14 protein-coding genes are annotated in these 20,959 nt (G+C 51.7%); 9 read left to right on the top strand and 5 right to left on the bottom strand.

Translation table 11 applies throughout. The features are described 5' to 3' along the window. The first annotated feature begins 71 nt into the window (after positions 1-71). From I2E69_RS11405 to I2E69_RS11370, 8 genes are all read left to right on the top strand, one after another. Complete coding sequence (locus I2E69_RS11405; protein WP_195461353.1) at positions 72-3,398, top strand: SusC/RagA family TonB-linked outer membrane protein; 3,327 nt, start codon at positions 72-74, stop codon at positions 3,396-3,398. Positions 3,399-3,402: 4 nt separating this feature from the next. After that, the gene (locus I2E69_RS11400) at positions 3,403-4,977 is read left to right on the top strand and encodes a SusD/RagB family nutrient-binding outer membrane lipoprotein (RefSeq protein ID WP_195461352.1); all 1,575 of its coding nucleotides are present in this window, start codon (positions 3,403-3,405) and stop codon (positions 4,975-4,977) included. 8 nt (positions 4,978-4,985) lie between these two features. Next, positions 4,986-5,849, top strand: coding sequence for a glycoside hydrolase family 18 (locus I2E69_RS11395; RefSeq protein WP_195461351.1), 864 nt, complete (start codon positions 4,986-4,988; stop codon positions 5,847-5,849). 7 nt (positions 5,850-5,856) lie between these two features. Next, the gene (locus I2E69_RS11390) at positions 5,857-7,107 is read left to right on the top strand and encodes a DUF1735 and LamG domain-containing protein (RefSeq protein ID WP_195461350.1); all 1,251 of its coding nucleotides are present in this window, start codon (positions 5,857-5,859) and stop codon (positions 7,105-7,107) included. Between the two features lie 11 nt (positions 7,108-7,118). Continuing rightward, positions 7,119-8,597: a BT_3987 domain-containing protein gene (locus tag I2E69_RS11385; RefSeq protein WP_195461349.1), complete on the top strand. Its 1,479-nt coding sequence runs from the start codon at positions 7,119-7,121 to the stop codon at positions 8,595-8,597. A 305-nt stretch (positions 8,598-8,902) separates the two neighbouring features. Further along, positions 8,903-9,844: a glycosyl hydrolase family 18 gene (locus I2E69_RS11380; protein ID WP_229095484.1), complete on the top strand. Its 942-nt coding sequence runs from the start codon at positions 8,903-8,905 to the stop codon at positions 9,842-9,844. A 446-nt stretch (positions 9,845-10,290) separates the two neighbouring features. After that, a complete protein-coding gene (locus I2E69_RS11375) occupies positions 10,291-11,283 on the top strand; it encodes a hypothetical protein (protein ID WP_195461348.1) in 993 nt (330 codons plus the stop codon). Positions 11,284-11,371: 88 nt separating this feature from the next. Then, positions 11,372-11,971: a TnsA endonuclease N-terminal domain-containing protein gene (locus I2E69_RS11370; protein ID WP_195461347.1), complete on the top strand. Its 600-nt coding sequence runs from the start codon at positions 11,372-11,374 to the stop codon at positions 11,969-11,971. A gap of 53 nt (positions 11,972-12,024) precedes the next feature. On the opposite strand, the gene I2E69_RS11365 is transcribed toward I2E69_RS11370, so the two are convergent. The 5 genes from I2E69_RS11365 to I2E69_RS11345 form a co-directional block, all read right to left on the bottom strand. Then, entirely contained in the window at positions 12,025-12,462 is a 438-nt protein-coding gene (locus I2E69_RS11365; protein ID WP_195461346.1) for a LexA family protein, read from the bottom strand. Between the two features lie 183 nt (positions 12,463-12,645). Continuing rightward, complete coding sequence (locus tag I2E69_RS11360) at positions 12,646-13,137, bottom strand: hypothetical protein (protein WP_195461345.1); 492 nt, start codon at positions 13,135-13,137, stop codon at positions 12,646-12,648. 3 nt (positions 13,138-13,140) lie between these two features. Further along, positions 13,141-16,542, bottom strand: a complete 3,402-nt coding sequence (locus I2E69_RS11355; RefSeq protein ID WP_195461344.1) for an RHS repeat domain-containing protein — start codon at positions 16,540-16,542, stop codon at positions 13,141-13,143. Positions 16,543-16,552: 10 nt separating this feature from the next. Continuing rightward, positions 16,553-19,711 (bottom strand): hypothetical protein, encoded by a 3,159-nt coding sequence (locus I2E69_RS11350; RefSeq protein ID WP_195461343.1) that lies wholly within the window; start codon positions 19,709-19,711, stop codon positions 16,553-16,555. A gap of 378 nt (positions 19,712-20,089) precedes the next feature. Then, complete coding sequence (locus tag I2E69_RS11345; protein WP_195461342.1) at positions 20,090-20,515, bottom strand: hypothetical protein; 426 nt, start codon at positions 20,513-20,515, stop codon at positions 20,090-20,092. Positions 20,516-20,816: 301 nt separating this feature from the next. On the opposite strand from I2E69_RS11345, the gene I2E69_RS11340 reads away from it, so the two are divergent. Beyond that, positions 20,817-20,959, top strand: a 143-nt coding sequence (locus tag I2E69_RS11340; RefSeq protein WP_195461341.1) for a prepilin-type N-terminal cleavage/methylation domain-containing protein, incomplete at its 3' end; no start/stop codon positions are given.

Here is a 20,959-nt window from a genome sequence, read left to right as displayed (position 1 = left end):
GGCGTGCTACCACCCACGGGTCGAGCGGCCATAAGAATTTACCATCCTAACAACCACTAATTTTCAAAAGTATGAATAAAAAGTTTATTCAGCAAATAACATGCTCATTAACTTTTTTCTTCATCGTCTGCTGCGGCATTCCCACGCTGGAGGCCGCGACGCCGGAGGCGCGTGTTACGCTGCGTCTGAAGGGCGCACCGCTGGAGCAGATCATGAACGAAATCGAGACCCAGACCCGCTATCTTTTCATCGTCGATCGAGGGGTGAAAACCGACCGGCGGCTCGACATCGAGGTCCGGAACCAACCCCTTGCCGACGTGCTGCGAGGGCTCTTCTCCGACACGGATGTTGAATATAAGATCAACGCCAAAAACATCCTTCTCTCCCGACGCCCGGGCTCGGATGCTACGCCGGCCCGCATCACGGGCGTTGTGGTGGACGCGCAGGGCCAGCCCGTCGTCGGGGCCTCGGTGCTTATCGAGGGCACAAGCACGGGCACCTCGACGGACCCTGCGGGACACTTCGCCCTGACGGTTCCCGCACCTGACGCCTCGCGGCTTGTCGTCAACTTCCTGGGCTATGAACCCCAGACGCTGCACGTCGGCAGCCGCAGGGAGTTCGAGATCACCCTCAGGGAGTCGTCGGCCGAGATCGAATCGGTCGTGGTGACGGCCCTGGGCATCAAACGCTCCGAGAAAGCCCTGGCCTACACGGTCGCGCAGGTCAAGGCCGAGGACGTCACGATGGTCAAGGACGCGAACTTCATCAACGCTCTTTCGGGCAAGGTCGCGGGTGCGGTCATCAACCAGTCCTCGTCGGGCGTGGGCGGCGCCACGCAGGTCATCATGCGAGGTATGAAGTCCATCATGCAGACCTCGAACGCCCTGTACGTCGTGGACGGCGTTCCCATGTTCCGCACGGGCGGCAAGGGCGGCATGGAGTTCGACTCGCGGGGTGCCACGGAGTCCATCGCAGACCTGAACCCCGAGGACATCGCCTCGATGTCGGTGATGACGGGCGCCGCCGCCTCGGCCCTGTACGGCTCGGATGCCGCCAACGGCGTGGTGCTCATCACTACGCGGCGTGGGGAGGCGGGACGCTTGCAGGTCAATGTGTCGAGCACCACGGAGTTCCTCTCGCCGCTTCAGATGCCGGAGTTCCAGAGCCGTTACGGCACGGGCCGCCGGGGCAAGAGCTCGGGCTCGACGATCCATAGCTGGGGCGAGCGGCTCCCGCAGGCCAAACGCTACGGCTACTCCCCGCAGGACGACTTCCTCGAAACGGGTCACGTCTATACCAACTCGTTCTCCCTGCAAGGGGGCTCTGAGAAGAACCAAACCTACTTCTCGGCTGCCGCCGTGAACTCCGACGGTCTCACCCCGAATAACGAGTACAACCGCTACAACTTCACCTTCCGCAATACCTCGCACTTCCTGCGGGACCGGCTGACGCTCGACGCCGCCGCGAGTTATGTGATCCAGCAGGACCGGAACATGACCAACCAGGGGGTCTATTCGAATCCGCTGGTCTCGGCCTACCTCTTCCCCCGGGGCGACAATTTCAACCTCACGCGGCAGTTTGAGCGGTGGAACGGGGCCCGCAACATCTACGAGCAGTTCTGGCCCCAGGGCGAAGGGGGCGATTTGCGCATGCAGAACCCCTACTGGATCGCATACCGCAACCCCCGCGATAACGAGCGCCGCCGCTATATGCTCAGCGCGTCGGTGGCGTACAAGATCCTCGACTGGCTGGATGTCTCGGCCCGTCTAAAGGCCGACAACACCGATCTTGATTACACGCAAAAGCTGTATGCCACCTCGAACCCGACACTTTTGGAGGGCAGCAAGTACGGCTACTATACCCAGCAGTCGGAGCAGACGCGCCAAACCTACGGGGATGTGCTGCTGAACGTCAATAAGACCTTCCGGGAGAAGCTGTCGCTGGCCGTGCATGCGGGCGCGTCGCTCAACGACACACGCCTGCGGGGCCTCACACTCCGGGGTCCGCTTGCCAAGCCCTCGAACGTCTTCCATCCGGAGTCCATCGAGCCCACCAAGCGCAAGGTCGAACGCACGGGGTGGCACGAGCAGACCCAATCGCTCTTCTACTCCCTGGAAGTAGGCTGGCGCTCGCAGGTGTTCCTCACCCACACGGGCCGCAACGACTGGGCCTCGCAGCTCGCGGGCTCTCCGCAGTCCTCGTTCTTCTACCCCTCGGTAGGCGTGTCGTGGCTGCCGTCGGCGACTTTCAGGTTTCCCGAACTGTTTCCATACCTGAAAATCCGTGCTTCGTGGGCCTCCGTGGGCACGCCCTTTCCCCGGGAGCTGACCTACGCCACGCACCCCTATAACGACGCGCGGCCCGGGTGGGACGAGAAGACCAACCGGCCGATCGGGGAGCTGTATCCTGAGCGGACGAAGACCTGGGAGATAGGTGTGGATGCCCGGTTCCTGCACGGCTTCACCCTCACGGCCTCCTGGTACCGGGCCGACACGTATAACCAGACCTTCAACCCGAACCTCTCGGCCTCGTCGGGCTGGGCCGACATGTACGTGCAGACCGGTCATGTGAGGAATACGGGCGTGGAGGCGATGCTGGGCTACTCGCACACCTGGCGGGGCTTCATGTGGGACTCGGCCGTGACCTTTTCGTGGAATAAGAATAAGATCATCGAGCTGATGCGCAACTGGTACGACTCGGAGTCCGGGGAGTATATCACCAAGACCCGGCTGGAGGTCAAGGGTCTCGGGCAGGCCAAGTATATCCTCAAGGAGGGCGGCTCGATGGGCGACCTCTATACCACGTCCGATCTTCGGCACAACGACGCCGGGGACATCGAGATCGACGACGCGGGCAGCGTCTCGATCCAGGACAACCTCCCGGACATGAAGCTGGGCTCGGTATTCCCGAAGTACAACCTCTCGTGGCGCAACAGCTTCGCATACAAAGGCATCAGCCTGAGTGCCCTTGTCACGGCCCGCATCGGGGGCATCGCCTATTCGGCCACGCAGGCCAACATGGATATGTTCGGGGTGTCGGAAGCCTCCGCCGCAGCGCGTGACGCCGGGGGTGTGCTGGTGAACGGCCGCACGATGGTGGACCCCGAGATGTGGTACACGACCATCGGGGCACAGTCCGGGCTGCCGCAGTACTACACCTACTCGGCCACGAACGTGCGCTTGCAGGAGCTCTCCGTGAGCTATACCATTCCCCGGCGGTGGCTCCGGGTGTGCGACATCACCGTGTCGTTGGTGGGCCGCAACCTGTGGATGATGTACTGCAAGGCCCCGTTCGATCCGGAAGCCGTGGCCTCGACCGAGAACTTCTACCAGGGCATCGACTACTTCATGATGCCCTCCATGCGCAACATCGGATTCAACATCAAACTCAAATTCTGACGCTATGACAAAGTACATCATACGCTCGTTTCTGCTCCTGGCGGCCGTGGCGCTCACGGGCTGCCTGAGCGATTTCGACGAATATAACCATAATCCCAACGAGACCACCGATGAGGAGCTGCGGCGCGACAATTACCTCACGGGTTCCTACCTGGAGGCCCTGATGGACCAGGTGATCCCCGCCGAGGAGCACCAGTACCAGTTCATCGAGTCCCTTGTCGGCCAGCCTTACGCACGCTACACAACCCCGACCCCGAACGGCTGGGTCCAGAGCTTCCCGCGCTTCAACCCTCCGCAGCCGTGGGTCAAGGCCCTGTTCAACGACCCCCTGGCCAATGTGTATCCCAACTGGCGGGGCATCCGCAAGAGCACGGAGGACGCGGTGATCCTTGCCCTCGCGGATGTGCTCCGCGTGTCGGTCATGCACCGCCTGACGGACCAGTTCGGGCCTATTCCCTACACGCAGATCGCCGAGAACCGCAAAGGTCAGCTCACCGTGGGCTACGACACGCAGGCGCAGGCATACACCGCGATGTTCGGGGAGCTGGACGCCGCCCTGGCGGTCTTCGAGGCCAACCGGGATCTCCCGACCGAGGCCCTGGCGGACTACGACCGCGTATATGGGGGCGACATTGCCCGGTGGATCAAATATACCAACTCCCTGAAGCTGCGCATGGCGCTGCGCCTGAGCTACGTCGATCCCTCGACGGCACAGACGCGGGCTGCCGAGGCCATCGCCGGGGGCTGCATCCTAAGCAATGCCGACAATGCGGCGCTCCATCCCGCCGTGAACCGCACGGCGATGATCTACAACGACTGGCAGGATCACGTCCTGGCCGCCGAGATCGTGGCCTACACCAACGGCTACCGGGACCCGCGGCAGAAGTTCATGTTCACCTCCGTGACGCTCGGCACCGGCGAGACGGCCACCCAAGGCTATGCGGGCCTGCGCGTGGGACCCGTGCCGGGCAACAGCCAGACGGCAAAGGACAAATGCTCCTTCCCGCTTCTGACGGAGCAGGCGCCCCTGATGTGGTTCTGCGCTGCGGAGGTGGCCTTCCTGCGTGCGGAGTATGCCCTGCGCTGGGGCACGGCCTCCGAAGCCGGGGAGCTCTACCGCCAGGGCGTGCAGCTCTCCTTCGAGCAGTGGGGCGCGGGCAAGGCCGACGAGTACCTCGCGGACGCCACGCGCAAGCCTGCGGCCTTCACCGACCCGATGGGCACGGGCTACAACTTCATGGCGCCGAGCACCATCACGCCCGTGTGGAACGACGAGGATACGCCGGAGACGGCCCTGGAGCGCATCATCACCCAGAAGTGGATCGCCCTGTTCCCGCTGGGCAACGAGGCGTGGGCCGAGCACCGACGCACGGGCTACCCGCGTTTCTCGCCTATACCCGACGACTGCAACCTCTCGGGCGGCACGGTCGATTCCTCGCTGGGAGCCCGGCGCATCCCGTACCCCGCCGAGGAGTACTCCGAGAACCGTGCGAACGTCGAAGAGGCCGTGCGCACCCAGCTCGGGGGCGCAGACAATGCCGGAACCCGCCTGTGGTGGGATTGCAAACCTTTAAACTGAATCCACTTATGAAACAGATCACGATATTACTGGCCTCAGCCTTGACACTCGTTCTGTCACTCGCAGCCTGCGACAACGAGATGGAGACCATCGACCGCCGCACCGTCGGCCCCCAGGGGCAGGACCCGGTGCTCTATGCCGAGTACCTCAAGGCACTGGGCGCATACAAAGCCTCCGAGCACTACCTGACCTATGCCCGCATGGAGAACGCTCCCGAGGTCTCGACATCACCCCGGGACTACCTCCATGCCATGCCCGACTCGCTGGACTACATCGCCCTGGTGCGGCCGCTTTCGCAGTTCGACTGCGAGGACCTGCCCGGGGTGCGGGCCAAAGGAACCAAAATCCTCCTGCGTGCCGACTGCTCGGAGGCGGCCACGGCTGCGCAAGCCGTGGAGGATGCCCTGGCGCAGATCGCAGCGCACGGACTGGATGGCCTTGCTGTCTATGGCGGCAGCACGGCCCCCGATGCTGCGCTGATCGACAAGGCGTCCCGCGCAGGCACTTTTCTTGTCTTCGAGGGCGACCCGGCGCTCGTGCCGCCCGATAGCCGGGAGAAGATCGACCTCTATGTGCGGGACGTCACGGGCGTGAACAACGTCTTCACCCTCCAGACCGAGGTGGACTACATCCTGGAGCGTGCGGGCATCCCGGCCGCGAAACTCCTGCTGGCGACCACCCCCGACAGCCGGATGGACGACGCGGCACTCCATGCACAGGAGGCCCTCACGCTCGTCGCCCGCGCCGTGATGACCTACGGGCCCCTGGCTGGCCTGGCCGTGTACGACATCGGCAAGGACTACTACGACCCGAGCACCAACTACCGCCGCACCAAAGCGGCTATCAACCTGTTGAACCCTGCTTATAACTGATACGTCTATGAAACAGAACAAGATATTGATCATCCTGGCGTTCCTGTGCCTGCTTGCCTCCTGCAAGTCGGACGACTACGCCGACGGCACGCCTCTTACGAACGCCGTCTATATCGACGTGGCGGAGATCGTGCCCGAAACCCGCGTGACCTTCAAGAAGACGGTCTCCGAGCTCGACCGGGAGTTCCGCGCGGTCTTCACCTCCCCCGTGCAGGCGGCGACCACCGTGGAGTTCGCCGTGGACGCCGCGGCTGTGGAGCGCTTCAACCGCCGCGAGGGCACCTCCTACAAGCTGCTTGACAAGGCGTACTACGAGTTCTCGTCCCTTAACTCCGAGGTCGAGGCCGGAAAGAACGAATCCCAGCCGGTGACGATCCACTTCAAGGGACTCGAAGCCCTCGAAATCGATGAGACGGCCCTGCTGCCGGTCTCCATCGTCGGCAACACCGCGGGAGTCGGCCCGCTCGACGGCTCCCAGACCGTCTATTACCTCGTGCGCCGCTCCTCGGCCATCACCACGGCTGCGGACCTCACGGACTGCTATATGTGGATACCTTCGTATGAGACCGAAGCGGGGCGTGCGGCTCTGAACGGCCTGTCGGCCCTCACGTATGAGGCGCTGGTCAATGTCCATGACTTCGCGGGAGACGCAGGCATCTCGACCGTCATGGGCGTGGAGCAGCACTGCCTGGTGCGCTTCGGCGACACGGGATTCCCACGTCAGCAGCTTCAGACCCAATGCGGCGGCGGGAAGTTCCCGGAGGCCGACAAGTCCAAAGAGCTCCAGGCCGGCGAGTGGTATCATGTGGCGATGACCTGGGATCTGGCTGCGGCGAAGATCTGCTTCTACGTCAACGGCCGGTTGCAGAGCGAGGGCACGATGCCTTACGACAACGCGACCATCGACCTTGCGCGGGCCGAGAAAGATGCCTACCGCTTCCTGATCGGCTACTCCTACAACACGGGGCGCATCCTCAATGGCCTGATCTCCCAGGTGAGGGTCTGGGCTGTGGCCCGCACGCAGCAGGAGATCTGGCGCGATATGTACGACGTGGAAGATCCCGAATCTAAACCCGAGCTGCGGGCTTGGTGGAAGTTCGACGAGGGCCAGGGCAACATCGTCAAGGACTGGTCGCAATACCATAATGACGCCGTATGTCTTGACGGGAAAAACGAGTTCGAAAATGGCGACCGCAACGAGGGTACGCTCAAATGGGACAACTCGATCGAGATACCTCAGCTTAATAAAGAACAATAATACAGATGACTATGAAAAATAAAGCGATGAAACTATTGCTGGGCCTGTTCGCCACTGGAGCCCTCTGCATGGCTTCCTGCACCGACGAGGAGTTCGTCCGCGAGGCGGGCGGGTTGCCCGGGGAAGATGCGCTTCAGGGCCTCACAGCCGAGCTGCTGCGCCTGAACATGATCGATCCGAACCTGCGGCTGCTGGATAAGGACGTGGAGGACTGCCTGCGCTGCCGTCTCAGCGGCCCGGCCGACAAGGAGATGACCCTCTCACTCAGCGTGGACAAGGAACTTGCGGATGCTTACAATGCGGAACATGAAACCGACTATCCGCTTTTCCCGGGTGAGAAGCTCACGCTGCTCGCTCAGTCCTCGATCGCCCGGGGTGAGCGGCAGGCGGACGTACACATCTTCTTCGAGCGCGAGGGCGTGGAGGCCGGGACCTACCTGCTGCCCGTCACCGGCCAGATCGATGACCAGGCGGTCCGACAGGACCCCGTGGCCATGAGCGTCTGCTACGTGGTGCAGGTGTTCGAGGATCGTGAGCCCACGGAGCTCGACCAGTGGCCGTTTCTGACCGTCGGATATATCAACACCACGGAGATGAACCCTCTGTATGCTGACGGTTTTTTCTACATCCAGGAGGTCAACATGGGCCCGCCGATGGTGCGCACCGATAAGACCTGGCTCGATCTGGTGCCGCTGCGCGAGGCAGCCGTCACCCTGGACGACGCCGGCTGCGTGTCGCTGGAGCTCGGGCCCGACCTTCAATATGTGTTCCACAACCGGGAGCATTATATCGTCCCCATCCAGCGCGGAGGTCGCAAGGTGCTCATCTGCATCAACGGCTGCCTCAGAAACCTCGATGACGCTCAGATCGCGGAGGCTGCATACCGGATCAAAAAGGCTGTTTCGGAATTTCAGATCGACGGGGTAAACTTCTTCGACATGGGCGACAGCTACCACACCCCTCAGGTGCCGCAGATCATCCCCTCGTCCTACGCCAAGCTCATTAAAGCGACCAAAGATGCCCTGGGTGACAAGCTGGTGACCATCGCGTGCGATGCGGCCAGCACGGAGGAGCTATCTGTGTCGCACGAAGGCATCCAGGCCGGACGCTATATCGACTATGCCTGGTCGGGAATATTCGACAAGCCGGTGGACCCTTACGCCCCCGATGCTGAACTCAAGCCCATTGCAGGCCTCGATCGCGCGAAATACGGTGGCGTTATGCTTCAGACGCATACGACATCCTGGAATGCTCAATACGAAACCCAACTTTCGGCTGAGATCAAAGATTTCTGTACGAATTGTGCTGAATCATCCAATGTATTCGCATTCTGGGACATGCCATCAAATCTGCAAGGTATCGAAACAGGTCCGATGAGCGCTTTTCAACGTGTTACAAAAGTTTATACAAATCCGGCTGCAAAATATATGTTAGTGGTGCGGAATAAAGGATGGCAGGGCAGTTACGGTACATATACAAAAGACTGGTAATCTATATGTATGGATAGCAAAATCCGGGGACTAAGTTCCCGGATTTCTTTTTGTATATAGCGGCTCCCGGATGTTTCAAGAAGGTAAAGTCGCATGATGTAAAATGAATAAACATCATAAGATATAAATATTAAAACAGATTAATAATCAATTACAAAACAAAAATATCATAGGCGACAAAATGGGTGAATAATGTGCGATATATCCACTATCTTTAATAATAAACGAGGGTGGCTGGCGAGTGGATATTCGACCCCCGATAGGAGGCACAGCATACTAATCATTTAACCCTAAACTTTACGTCTATGAGAACAAGTACTCGTTTGATGGCAGCATGTACGCTGTTGGCGGCATCTGCTATGATCTTCGTATCCTCCTGCAAGGATGCAGAGGAACCGGCACCGCAGGTGCCCGTAGATCGGACCACCCGCTCAACCTCCTTCGACAACTTCGCACGTGTCGTATATGTGGAGGTCAATGACGTGAACCCACTGAATGCCGGAGAGTATCTGCTGCCGGACGGCAAACCTTTCTTTACCCATGTGATTCTCTTTGCCTCAAACATCCGGGGCGACGCCAGCGGGAATGTGCATAACTACAACAACCCCAATAATGCCGCCATCTTAGGCAATGCGACCAAGTACATCAAGCCGTTGCAGAATAAAGGGATCAAAGTCCTCATGGGCAACCTGGGCGACCACACGGGCGCAGGCTTCGCCAACCTCACCGCTGCTCAGATCGACACTTATACGAATGATTTGGTCGCCTACGAAAATATCGTTGACGGCTATGACTTCGACGACGAATGGGCAGAGTACGGGACTCGCGGGTATCCGAACGCCAACAGCACCTCGTTCAGCAATATGCTTATCGCCTTGAACAACAAGACCAACAATCTGATTACGGTTTTCGACTGGGGCATGACCCACACGATCAACTCCACGGCCGCCGCCTGCATCGACATGGCTTATCAGGGAGGTCTGAATAATTACAATGAAACATCGTTTATTCCCGGCTTCCCGATCGGAAAGTATTGTCCCTATTTCAGCGACTTGACAGGGCCGGATGACGATATGTTGGTTACTTACTATGTTTCACTCGCAGCTGAAGCCGGAGCAAAAGGAGTATGTTTCTTCAACCTCCCGGCGACGCCTTACCGTCTTTCGACCCTCGATGCTGCGGCACAGGCTTTCGGCCTGACCGTGGCACACTCCGGAACAACCTACTCGAAGGACTACGGAAATTGAATATTCGCAGGATTAAGACGCCCGCGATAGTTACCAAGCACCGAACAGCACCGCGCATCCCGCAAGGATGCGCGGTTTTGTATTTCTCTGGTAACGGCCCGATCGATGGCATGGTCGGAGACGATCGGTCGGCTACATTCCTTCTGGAAATTTATCTTAAGGGTAATTGCCGAAACGCTGATTACCCAAGAAACTACCCAATAGACTCCCCAAGAAATTATCCTTGATGAAATACGACGCAATACCAAAGAACCCGGGGCGAACTGGCTGCCCTTGCCGGTGTATCACCCGATACGGTGAAATATAATTTGCAGAAGCTCATCAGCTCGGGCGTGCTCCGTCGTGAGGGTTCGACACGGTATGGATCATGGGTTTTGCGGCATAGCCAGAATAAATCAAAATAAGATCGTAACTGGCTGACGAAATTTACTAATTTGTAAATATTTATGGGAATGGCTGATCCAAGATTGAAACAATTATTCGATGATACTATGTCGAAAGCAATGTCACGACAAGCAACGTGCATGCACCCCACATGTAATAATAATGCGATAAAATCACATATTCTTCAAAAGTCATTGATATTAAAACCTATTGCACCACAAAATCAACTTTATTGTTTCCAGCCCAATAGTTCATTTAATCCCCAAATCTTACATTATAGGAAGGTTGGAATTAACTCAGCCATGACCTATCAGGGTTTTTGTAATGAACATGATTGTTCAATCTTCAAACCCATAGAGAATAAAAATGTGGATTGGTCCAACATTAATTCACAATATATTTTAGGATATAGAACTGTTTGTAGAGAATTGGATATAAAACAAAGGATGTTCCTTTTTTTTAAAATTATGTATCCGAAGGTTAATCCAGCATTATTGAATTATTATTTTTATAGTTTAAAAGGATTAGAATCCGGAATTGATGATTTGAAAACGTATAAGAAGATAATTGAAAATGGAGTGTTCAATCATGATTATACAGGATATTCTTTCCAAACTATTGTTTCTGACTATTTTTTAGAGCTATGTATTTCTTCTTCTGTTACTGTATCCTATTCAAAAATAATCAATAAAGATATAGTTGATGCAGATTTAATCGAATTAAATATAATCAATATTTTTCCTTTCAATGGTAAAAGCATCATTATTGTCGGGTTTGCTAACCATTGTGAAAATATATGGGCGCATGATTTGGTCAAGAAAATCCAGAATGTTAAAAGTTTTTTAGAGTACTCCAAGATATTAAATGACCTAATATTGTTTCGCACGGAGTTTAATTGCATGTCCGAAAAATTATATAATTCTATACCAGAAAACGAAATGCAACAATTCCTAAGAGAATATAAAGAAAATGAAAATAATAGGAGTGTACGTTTAACCTCAGACTTGAATTTATTTCATACGTTTGTCGAGCAAGTTACTGTAAATCAGCAATAATAAAAGCCGTTAGTTGATTTTATCCCTAACTAATTTCGATTCGCAAAACTTCGTAACAAGAAATGGAGCACCAATACGTTAAATTTATATGGCGCTAAAAGACATTACTTGTGAAATTCTCTGGTTCAAACAAAAGCTCCGGTTCGACATCGACTATTTCGACCTGCTCCAGCCCCGTCGGGAGGTGTCTTACGACCGCCGCTTCCGCAGCGGCCTGTTTCATTCCGAGAAGTGCGGCCGGGATATTCAGTACGAGTCGGCTCTGGAGGATCAACCGGTCAGGATTCCATATTGGCGGGGCCGACGCAAAGTGACCTATACCCCCGACTATGGCATTTACCTGGATTCGGGGCACGTCGTGCTGGTAGAGGTGAAGGAGCTATCCGAGATGCTCGACTATCGTGTACAACAAAAAACCGAGGCGCTGATGGCCTTTTGCAGTGACCGTGGTTTCGGCCTGCTGCTCACCGACGGGCGGCATACGCCCCGCGATTTGCTGAAGGGGAAGGTCAATCGCCGACTCGAACGGGCACTTCTGGCGGCCCTCGACGAACATCCGCTACGGCAGGCGGAGTGCCGCGAAATCATGGATCGCTGCCATGCCACGTCCGCCGAACTCCCACAAAACCATCATCCGTCAGCAACTCAAATACCGTCCATTTCCGATGAAACTGCAAAAAGGAAATGACAATCAACTGTTCCGTCAGGTATTCTTCGAACGGAAGAAGTACGAGGACCTTATCACGCCTTTTTGATAATGTAGCTGACGACGCCCCATACCGCGAACTCGGTGTCGGGGTCTATTTCGATTGTCGGATATTTGGGATTTGCGGGCACGAGCAGGATGCGCTCGGGCTCGATGCGCACGCGCTTGAGCGTAAACTCCCCCTCAAGGTAGGCCACGGCCAAGCATCCGTCGTATGGCTCCACGGCCTTATCGACCACCAGCAGGTCGCCCTCGGCGATGCCCTCGTCCTTCATGGAGTCGCCCTCGACGCGGGCAAAGAAAGTAGCCTCCGGATGCCGTACTACCAGACTGTTCAGATCGAGCGATCCTTCCAGGAAGTCGTCGGCCGGCGAGGGGAAGCCGGCATGTACTCCGCTTTGGGCAAGAGGTATCTCGACCGACGAGGAATGTTCCGGTTGAAATATGCTAAGTTTATCGTCCGAATGGTTCATAGATCCGGTTTCTGACCAGCGGAACAAAAACCGTTCCCGTCGGAACAATTAAAAATTATTTAACTATTTACCAATCATGGAAATGGGGTTTTACAACACATGATAATGATTATCCCTATGGAAATATAGGAGAAGGAGATAATAAAACTCCCGGTCGATGACCGGGAGTTTTATACATTCAAATCAATATCTAAAGCTGATATACTTCTGTATTTCCTCTGGATAAGTGAGCATAAAATTCAAATCCCGGATTTCTTCAAGCGTATATTCTTTCTGGAAAAGAACCCCTTCGTAAGTACCATCTAACTCTTCAAGGGGTGTTGAATCAACAAAATCGGCATCTACGAAATAAATAATCCAATTGCAAAGCGACATATCAACTTCGATACAATTATAACCGTCCCATGAACCAATGTCAAGCGCAGTATGATTGATTTCACCGGGTAGGATTAGATAATCGAGAGGAGTCTTTATGTCACCTGGCCGTTCAAGTTTGAATTTGTAATAATCCACTACACCTTTGGATGGATGAGCAAAATAGCTTCGATCAAAAGTGACATAAATCCGCTGTTCTGATTGATTGGCGACCTTTATGGTATAATGAGTGTTAGCCGATTCAGAGGGTACACATCCAAAAGTAATTAAGATGATTCCAAAAAGAGATATCAATTTCATTATTTAATAGTATTGTATGGCTTGATTGAGTTTATCAAAAGAGGATTTTTGTCGGTTTTGGAGAGATGGAATATTTTCACTAAATGGTATATCTCGATTATATACGTCTATAGGATTAATATCAAAATTCCATTTATGTTCAATATCCACAAATCCTGGAAATTTCTTTTCCCAGTATTTTATCGCTCTTTTATTTGCATCTTGTTCTGTATAATAATGTTTATGTGTTTTATGTGAGAATATGGCACTCATAAGACTTGGTATAGCATAGTTATTCAAATATAAGGGGCCGAAATCCTGACTTTGTAAGTAGTGTCCGTATTCATGCTGAAAAAGTGGATTAGACGGATCAGCTCTTAAAGTATGTCCACCAGAAATATAGCTTCCTAATGTGAATGCACCGTGACCGAACCAACTCGAATTGACCACGGTAGCGCCGTCATAAAAGTTCACGTCCCAAACCATGCCAATTTCACTGCTGATCAGGTTGAAAGAATAGCCAAGCAAAGTCTGAGGCAATTCCCACGTAAGTCTGCTTATAATCTGACCAAAGTCGCCCACGAATAACCCTCCTACAATTTTAGCGGTATTGGTTACACCTTTCCAACCGGTTTTGAGCGGATTTTGTCCCTTGATCAATCCTCGGATAAATCCGCTTAGGAATGAGAAGAAGAATTGTCCGTCCTCATCCACATTGACCACCGGATTGTTGCCGCAGAAGGCAAAAGGATTTGCCAACTGCATAGCCGGGTCGCAACCCTGCCAACGGGCCAATGCGGGGTCGTACATGCGGGCGCCGTAATCCAGCAGCCCCAAGTTACCCGTGACCTGAAGTTCCTTGCCATTGTAGCGGTAACGGTTCGGTGCGAAGCGGGGACCGTTCTGCTGCCACCGACCGCCGAAGGGGTAATAGTTGTTGTATTCCAACACCTGGCCCGAAGCATCCACTACCGCCCGCACGCTACCCAGGTAGTCAGTCACATGGTAGATCACCTCATATCCGGACGAGGTTTTGAGGATGCTGCCGCCGCTGAACTGTGTGCCTTCCAGCGTGAGGTTGCCGCCGTTGCTTTGGTATATCAAAGAACCCAAATAGGTATATCCATTCCCGGCCTTGTCCTGAACCGCGAGTTTCGTGCCGTCGGCAAGGTAGCTGTACCGTGCCAACAGGTTATCCGCCGGGTCCGTGGCCTGCTCCAACAAATTTAGGGAATTATATCGGTAGTTGCAACATTTCCGTCCATCATATACAACATTTCCGTTCAGGTCGTAGCTGAATGTACTGCTTTTGCCCCTATCGACAAGTAGCGACAGCGTGTTGCCCTTGTAGATATAATTGTGGTTACTAATTACCTGTGCTTCCTGTAAGCGTAGTAATGTCAGAATATTATCGTTTTCGTCATAGGTTATACCTCGCTCCACGTATTTGTCTTTGCGTACGGTTCCTTCGTAATGAACGACCCCGGCGAGTTGTCCGTAAGGCGTGTAATTGTAGGCATAGGTGTGGGCCGGTCCGCCCGGAACCTTCTTATTGAGCCAGGAACATTCGGTAATCAATCCCCCGTAGTGCGGTTTCGCTTCTTTAGTCCAGGAGGGATTCTCGTATCGCAATTCCATCCTGAATGCTTCATTGTCTTGGATGGTTTGCCGTCCCGCGATGTCGTAGGTATAGCGGGTTGTGAGAATACTGTCCCCGCAAATGGTTCCCGAGCAGCGACCCAACTCGTCGTAATCGTACCTTACGATCGCTTCCGGCGAGTCATTGATCGTGGTACGCTGACCGAGCAGCCGGCCGAATTTGTCGTATGTGTTGCTGACAATTTTCACGTCTGCTGTGGCCGTTGCCGACGCCTGCTTCGATTCGTGCGTGGCCAATATATTCCCTACTTTATCGTATTTGGTAGTTATGCGGGTTATACCTTTCAGATGGTTGCGGATCACGGTCTGGATCATCCGTCCTTTATCGTCATAGTAGAACGCCTTTTCGATATAGGTAAGCGTGTCCGTCTGCTCGGGCGACAGAACGGCAGTCTTTTGATAACAAACGGCTCCTGGATTGTCCGATCTCCTTGTGGCAGCCAAGTACGGCAATATTATTTCGTATGCGAGGTAGCTCGGAATTTGGAACCGCGTGTAGCTGTCGATGACCGATACGCTCGGAAGAGAAGTCCCGGAAAGTTGCAATTTCTTGTAAACAGGCTCGTCATAACCCGTGTACTGAAATTGTTCCAGGAGCCGTTTACCCGTAAATCTGGACTCGATAAGAGCACGGGCATCCGGCCCATACAATTCTTCCAGCCAGGAGCGAACAAGAGCAGGATCGGCATTCGCATAAACGGTGCTTTTACGAAGCAGTCGGTCGTATTCGTCGTATTCGCAGTAGGTCCACTGATGTTTCGTTCGCTGATTGCCGTCCTGACTGAGAATCATCCGATGTCTGGCGTCATATACATAGTTCACGGGCGCCTGATCGGGATTGCGGACCAGGATACGGTCCCCGTATTTGTCATAACCGTGATAAACCGAATATTTGAGTTCGGACGGCGCATAGGGCTTTGCAAAGGTGGTTGCGGAAAGACGTTTGTCCTCTACGGAGGGGATCAGATACCTTTGGTTGCCGAAATCATCATAGACGTAATAGTTCAGCCGCAGCAAAGAGTCGTTGATAAATTCTCCCTGGGCGATCTTTTGGCCCTGTTGGTTGGTGTATTCGAGCGTGACCGTTCGACCGGTGTCCGTATTTTTGAACGAAGATTCCTTAACCAAAAGCTGCCCCTTCGGGTATTGCCCCTTGCATATGAGCAGAGAGTCGTCAATTATGTAATATTTGTTGACTTTATCGAGGTAGGGATTGTTCTTGCCGCTCGGAATATTTTGTCGGATAGTATGGGTCATGGGATGGCCGATCGAGGACTGATTGTTATGGAACCGTCCCGGTGCGTCGGTAAGCTCGACCATATCGAAGGGCGTTTTCGCATATTTGATCCGTGAAAAGGCATAACCGCCATCGGACGTATAACCCATGTTTCTTCGGTAAAATGCACTTTGCTCACTGACCGGATTCGCACGTAAGGTTCCGCTTCCGTTCTTCACATACGGCATATATGTTACCGAATCATCGCGTCCCATGCAGTCGTACTTGATGAAAGCGATCACATCGTTGCCTGCGGGCGAAGCCTCCAGGGCATGCTTTTGCAGCGGGCGGGAAAGACCGTCGTAAAAAATCATGTAGGTATTATAACCCTGCCCGTTATAAATCCGGACGGTTTGTTTGGCGCCCTTGATCGTTTTTTTATACGGGGTAAGAATCAGCGTATCGGGGACAGAGATGGATTGGAGAGCTGCGGTGGCTTCCAGCCGTGCACCGAAGCACAATATCAAAACAAGGAGATACAGCGCTTTCATTCTACTGATATTATAAATCGACTCCATAGTTGTCATAAGAATTTTCTTGAATTAAGGTTCGCTCATTATCATATACTCTTGCAGGCAGGCCCACTTTGTTGTATTCATAGTAGGTTGTTCGGCCCTGTGCATCTGTTTGTGAGATCTTCCCCAAAGGTGCGATCGCACACTCAGAGGTCATCACCGCATTCTTCGGCAACAACGACATATCATCGATGTAAAGGGCCTCCGAAATGATCGGTACGTGGTAGATGGTTGAAAGGGAGGTAACGTCCATTTCTTGTCGGTGAAGTCGCCATCTGGACGTCTCGCTGCTTTTATACCAATATGAAAGGACATACGTGCCGGTTCTGAAATAGGACAGGTCGATAACATAACTTGACATCGTATTGCCGACCTTATTACCGGACTTGGCTGTTGCGTACTGCACACCGTTCGCCTCGAAATCGTTGAAGAAAACCTGCGTAACCCGTCCATCCGTGCGTACACTGTGTCGTGCGTTTTCCACGTAGGCTATGGGCGTGGAACGATAACCGTCATAGTATTGTGAATGATAAATGCCATTATTGTCGTGATAACAAAGCATATTGCCGGCTTCATCATACTCATCGATGCTACGATATGTCCGGTACTTTGTTTTATCGTAATAAAAAGCTCCTGATATTATTCGAGAGGAATGGAGCGCGGCTGAGTCAAGAGGCTGTTGATATTTCAAACCAAGGATTTCTGACAGAACAATTGAATTTTCGCTCAGGGGATTCACTTTATAGCGATTGAGCGTCGCTTCGACCACTTTCCCGTTCAAATATGTAATCATTTCAATCGGTACGATTGCGTTTCGCTCATTCAATGTCAGTAGTGCCTTGTCCGTTAGTTGGTTAGTATAATAATCAACAGGATATTTGACAAACTTTGTTGTGCGGGTACCATCACATCCGTTTTCTATAATTCCGACCGGGGCATGCTGGGAATTATACAGGTAAGTAGTTTGCGTGGGAAGTATATCCGAACCCGATGTAATCACTTTTTTAGTCGGGATTACTGGACATGAAATATGATAATTTTTATCGATAAATGGGTATCTTCTACCATCCGATAATTCCATATCATAATATCTTGCGTCGCTATTGAGAATTCTAAAAGATATTTTAACCGCATTGGCCGTATCGATCCGATAGGAATAAATCTCTTTTCGGACGGATTTATCGGCTGAAAACCACTCTTTTGTTTGCAGAATATTACGACCCCAACTGCGGGAGGTTTTCGGTGCTCGAGTTCCGGTTTCGATTTGACGGCCGATATCCTCACCAATGACAAAATGTTCCGGATTTAAATCCGGATACTGCTCTAAGGGCACGTATTCATACTTAATGCTGGACCCGTTGGGCAGATGTTCTGTTATAGCAGAGTAAATTACAGAGCAGCCTAAAAAATCGGTCGCGGAGTTAAAACTTTTAGCTGAAAGTAATATAAAAAAGTTGTCAGAATTTCTTATTGATCCATACTCTGCAATGTAATTAAATTCTTCTTGGTAGATCTCGCCTCCTGAATATTCATACCAAGTACGGGAGGGAGACGCCTCACTCCCTTCTTTTTCAATTATTTCATAGATCCTTAATCCTCCAGCATACTCGGATCTTTTACGTATTCGACTGGCACCCTGGTGCAACTCATAAATAAATTCCTTAAACCCACCGTTAGGATAATTGATCTTTCTTAAACTTTGAGTCCTGGTATATTCAAGAATCGGTAATTTGGAAGAACCCACGACGTGAAGGGTATTAGGTGCAAAAGAAAAGATTCTTGCGATTTGGGGATATCCGGAAGGATTATTTGCCGTTGTATTGTAAAATCCCCAGTGATCATGGCCGCTATATTGAGTGTTTTTTTTAGGCAATGATACATCTTCATAATATTCAAAAGTGCATAATGGTTTAACGATTCCGATTTTTGGCATGTCAGTAACAGATACTAACTTTGGAGAATGATCAGGGAATGTTTCGTATTTCAGTGTATAGATGTGGTAACTTACTCTATCAGATATAACATTTATGTCCTTAAGTCGGCGTTTTCCTTCTATATCGTCTCGGTTAGCATCGTAGGTAAACTTAATTTGCTGATCCATGTAATTGATAGATGCGATGTATTTTGGTTCGCATGTGGTTTGTTTTGTGCTTGAAAAAAAATGTTCATTACCATAATAACCATCAATCCAAGTAATTCTGTCATTAATAATACTACACAAACACAGAGTGAGCCTATTTGAAAAAGAGATCGTATAATTTTCACCGGTTTCATAGCTATAACTCAACGTTTCACCATTCAGATACTCAATACGATCCAAAAACCAACTTGAAATATATTCCGTTGTTTTATCCCCTGTTACTTCCGTCGTTGATTCTTTCGTCGTGAATGTGTATTTCGTACCTGCCGAATCATATATCGTAAATTCGTCGTTTTTATACACAATTTTATGGTTTTGGAAGGGAATGGTTTGCGGTTGTCTGTCCAAATCAAAAACGAAACTTCCACTTCCTCCTGGAAAACTGTAATAATAGGTATCCGGCTGCGTATCCCACTCATTGTTTACGCAATCCCAGAAAGTGTCTTTATTCCAGCTGTCGGCCGTCTCATCCACGATCTTCAGGACCGTAAAATCATCCGGTTGTCCTCTTACTATACGAGTAATTTTACCCCCTGCTGATAATTCCCAGCCCAGACCAACTTCCGACGCAACATCTTCGACCCGAATACCGGTAGTGCGATAATTAAGTGCAATGGGTACTTTACCCGCGTTTGTCGCAATTTCATAGATGGGAACCTGTACGTTCACTACTCCAGTATATTTGTCGGCCGAAGCATCTATCCCTTGCGCCATTTTGGTTAGGTCTGCATACCGGACAACCTTCATATTTGAATAATTGATGAAAGGTTCCTCTTGCTGGTCAGTTGAACTACGAGAGATGGTCAACGAATCAGGAACCTGAGCAAGCGCCGTGTCTGTCCAAAGCAACAACACGGAACTTATTAGGGCGATGAAAATTTTCATGGGATTTGGTTTAGGAGTGAGTAAAAGAATTTGGGACAGGATTAGAGTTCTGGCGATAAGTGTCCGTTGCCTGTTGAATCCTCCAGGCACGGCAATTCGGATGCAGGATTGTTTTTCCATACGGTTAGGGTTAGTTAGTTGATTGGTTGATGCTCAAAGATACGGTCGAAGCTTTTTGACGGCAAGAAATCCGGATGGAATCCAATCTTACAAAATTTGCGTATCTGGCAGATTATCAAGGCCCGATTAAATAAAAATCTTATCCCTGACTTTCACCTTTACAAACGTTTATCTACCAATAATTTGCATTAAGTCGCCTTGCCCTGGAAAACCGCCCCAAAGTGCGTTTTTAACAGGTAGGCCGGTGCTTTACGCAAATAGGTCCTATCAGAAATTTGTCGCAAACGACGTCTTGTTCCCGTCTCTTTTATCGTATAAAAAACCCGGTCAGCACAAGACAGACCGGGTTTGGAAAGGAGTCAGTTTATATTCGGAAGATTATTGTTCCGGATAAAGTTTCTTCTTGATCCGGCTGCATTTCACATAGACCGTATTGAGGTTGTTGAGACCGAAAAGCAGGCATAGCTCTTTGGCCGAGAAACCCTCCTCACTAAGTTTATAGATCAGCATATCGTTCTTGTTTGCGTTGAAGTCGGGCCGGAAAAGCCTGTCCAAATCCTCGGCTACGATATGATAGCACAATAGTTTTTTGACCGTCATCTCATCACAAAGATGCTCCAACAGATGCTTGGGGTTGTGTTTGTGCGTATAAACCGTCTCGATCAGCATTTCGATATAGCGCCGACAGTCGGCATGTTTGTATTTGAATGCGTTCAGTTCTCCGGTTTGTTTTTTCATGTAGAACACCAACAGCATAATGACAACCTGCTGGATGATTAAAATAGAAATTAACAGGGCTTTCATGGGATTAAATTTTCCGGGTTAGTAAATAATTGGTGCAAAAAACGGAACAGGGAGCCCGGATTTCGGTGTAAAGCGATTCATCCATTTTTCATTTAAGATACGAAAATATCTCCCCGGGGCAGTTGGGCTCCAGGGTCATTTCCAGCCTATCGGGCATGTGAAAGTGAGAAATAAGATTTTTATTTGAACCGACATTGATTAGCAGACAGATAAGCAAATTTCGTAAGGTTGGATTTTCGTCTTTTTTCACGGTGAAAAGCCTTGCAGCCGCTATTTTTGCAGTGCATAATTACCGAATGTCATGCTCTCATTTTACACTCCCCGAACCGTGCGACATCGACGGAGTCTGCGGGCCTTTTCCCTTCCGGAGTTGCTGGTCGTTCTGGTTATTATCGGCATTTTGGTTCTGATCGCTTTGCCGAATCTGATGCCGTTGATATCGCG

The sequence above is a fragment of the Alistipes sp. D31t1_170403_E11 genome (genome assembly GCF_015553985.1).
GTDB classification, from domain to species: domain Bacteria; phylum Bacteroidota; class Bacteroidia; order Bacteroidales; family Rikenellaceae; genus Alistipes; species Alistipes montrealensis.
This window is presented reverse-complemented; position numbering and strand designations above follow the sequence as displayed.

Coding starts and splice junctions, on each gene's coding strand:
- I2E69_RS11405 (WP_195461353.1), top strand. CDS start 72: ATGAATAAAAAGTTTATTCAGCAAATAACATGCTCATTAACTTTTTTC.
- I2E69_RS11400 (WP_195461352.1), top strand. CDS start 3,403: ATGACAAAGTACATCATACGCTCGTTTCTGCTCCTGGCGGCCGTGGCG.
- I2E69_RS11395 (WP_195461351.1), top strand. CDS start 4,986: ATGAAACAGATCACGATATTACTGGCCTCAGCCTTGACACTCGTTCTG.
- I2E69_RS11390 (WP_195461350.1), top strand. CDS start 5,857: ATGAAACAGAACAAGATATTGATCATCCTGGCGTTCCTGTGCCTGCTT.
- I2E69_RS11385 (WP_195461349.1), top strand. CDS start 7,119: ATGAAAAATAAAGCGATGAAACTATTGCTGGGCCTGTTCGCCACTGGA.
- I2E69_RS11380 (WP_229095484.1), top strand. CDS start 8,903: ATGAGAACAAGTACTCGTTTGATGGCAGCATGTACGCTGTTGGCGGCA.
- I2E69_RS11375 (WP_195461348.1), top strand. CDS start 10,291: ATGGGAATGGCTGATCCAAGATTGAAACAATTATTCGATGATACTATG.
- I2E69_RS11370 (WP_195461347.1), top strand. CDS start 11,372: ATGGCGCTAAAAGACATTACTTGTGAAATTCTCTGGTTCAAACAAAAG.
- I2E69_RS11365 (WP_195461346.1), bottom strand. CDS start 12,462: ATGAACCATTCGGACGATAAACTTAGCATATTTCAACCGGAACATTCC.
- I2E69_RS11360 (WP_195461345.1), bottom strand. CDS start 13,137: ATGAAATTGATATCTCTTTTTGGAATCATCTTAATTACTTTTGGATGT.
- I2E69_RS11355 (WP_195461344.1), bottom strand. CDS start 16,542: ATGAAAGCGCTGTATCTCCTTGTTTTGATATTGTGCTTCGGTGCACGG.
- I2E69_RS11350 (WP_195461343.1), bottom strand. CDS start 19,711: ATGGAAAAACAATCCTGCATCCGAATTGCCGTGCCTGGAGGATTCAAC.
- I2E69_RS11345 (WP_195461342.1), bottom strand. CDS start 20,515: ATGAAAGCCCTGTTAATTTCTATTTTAATCATCCAGCAGGTTGTCATT.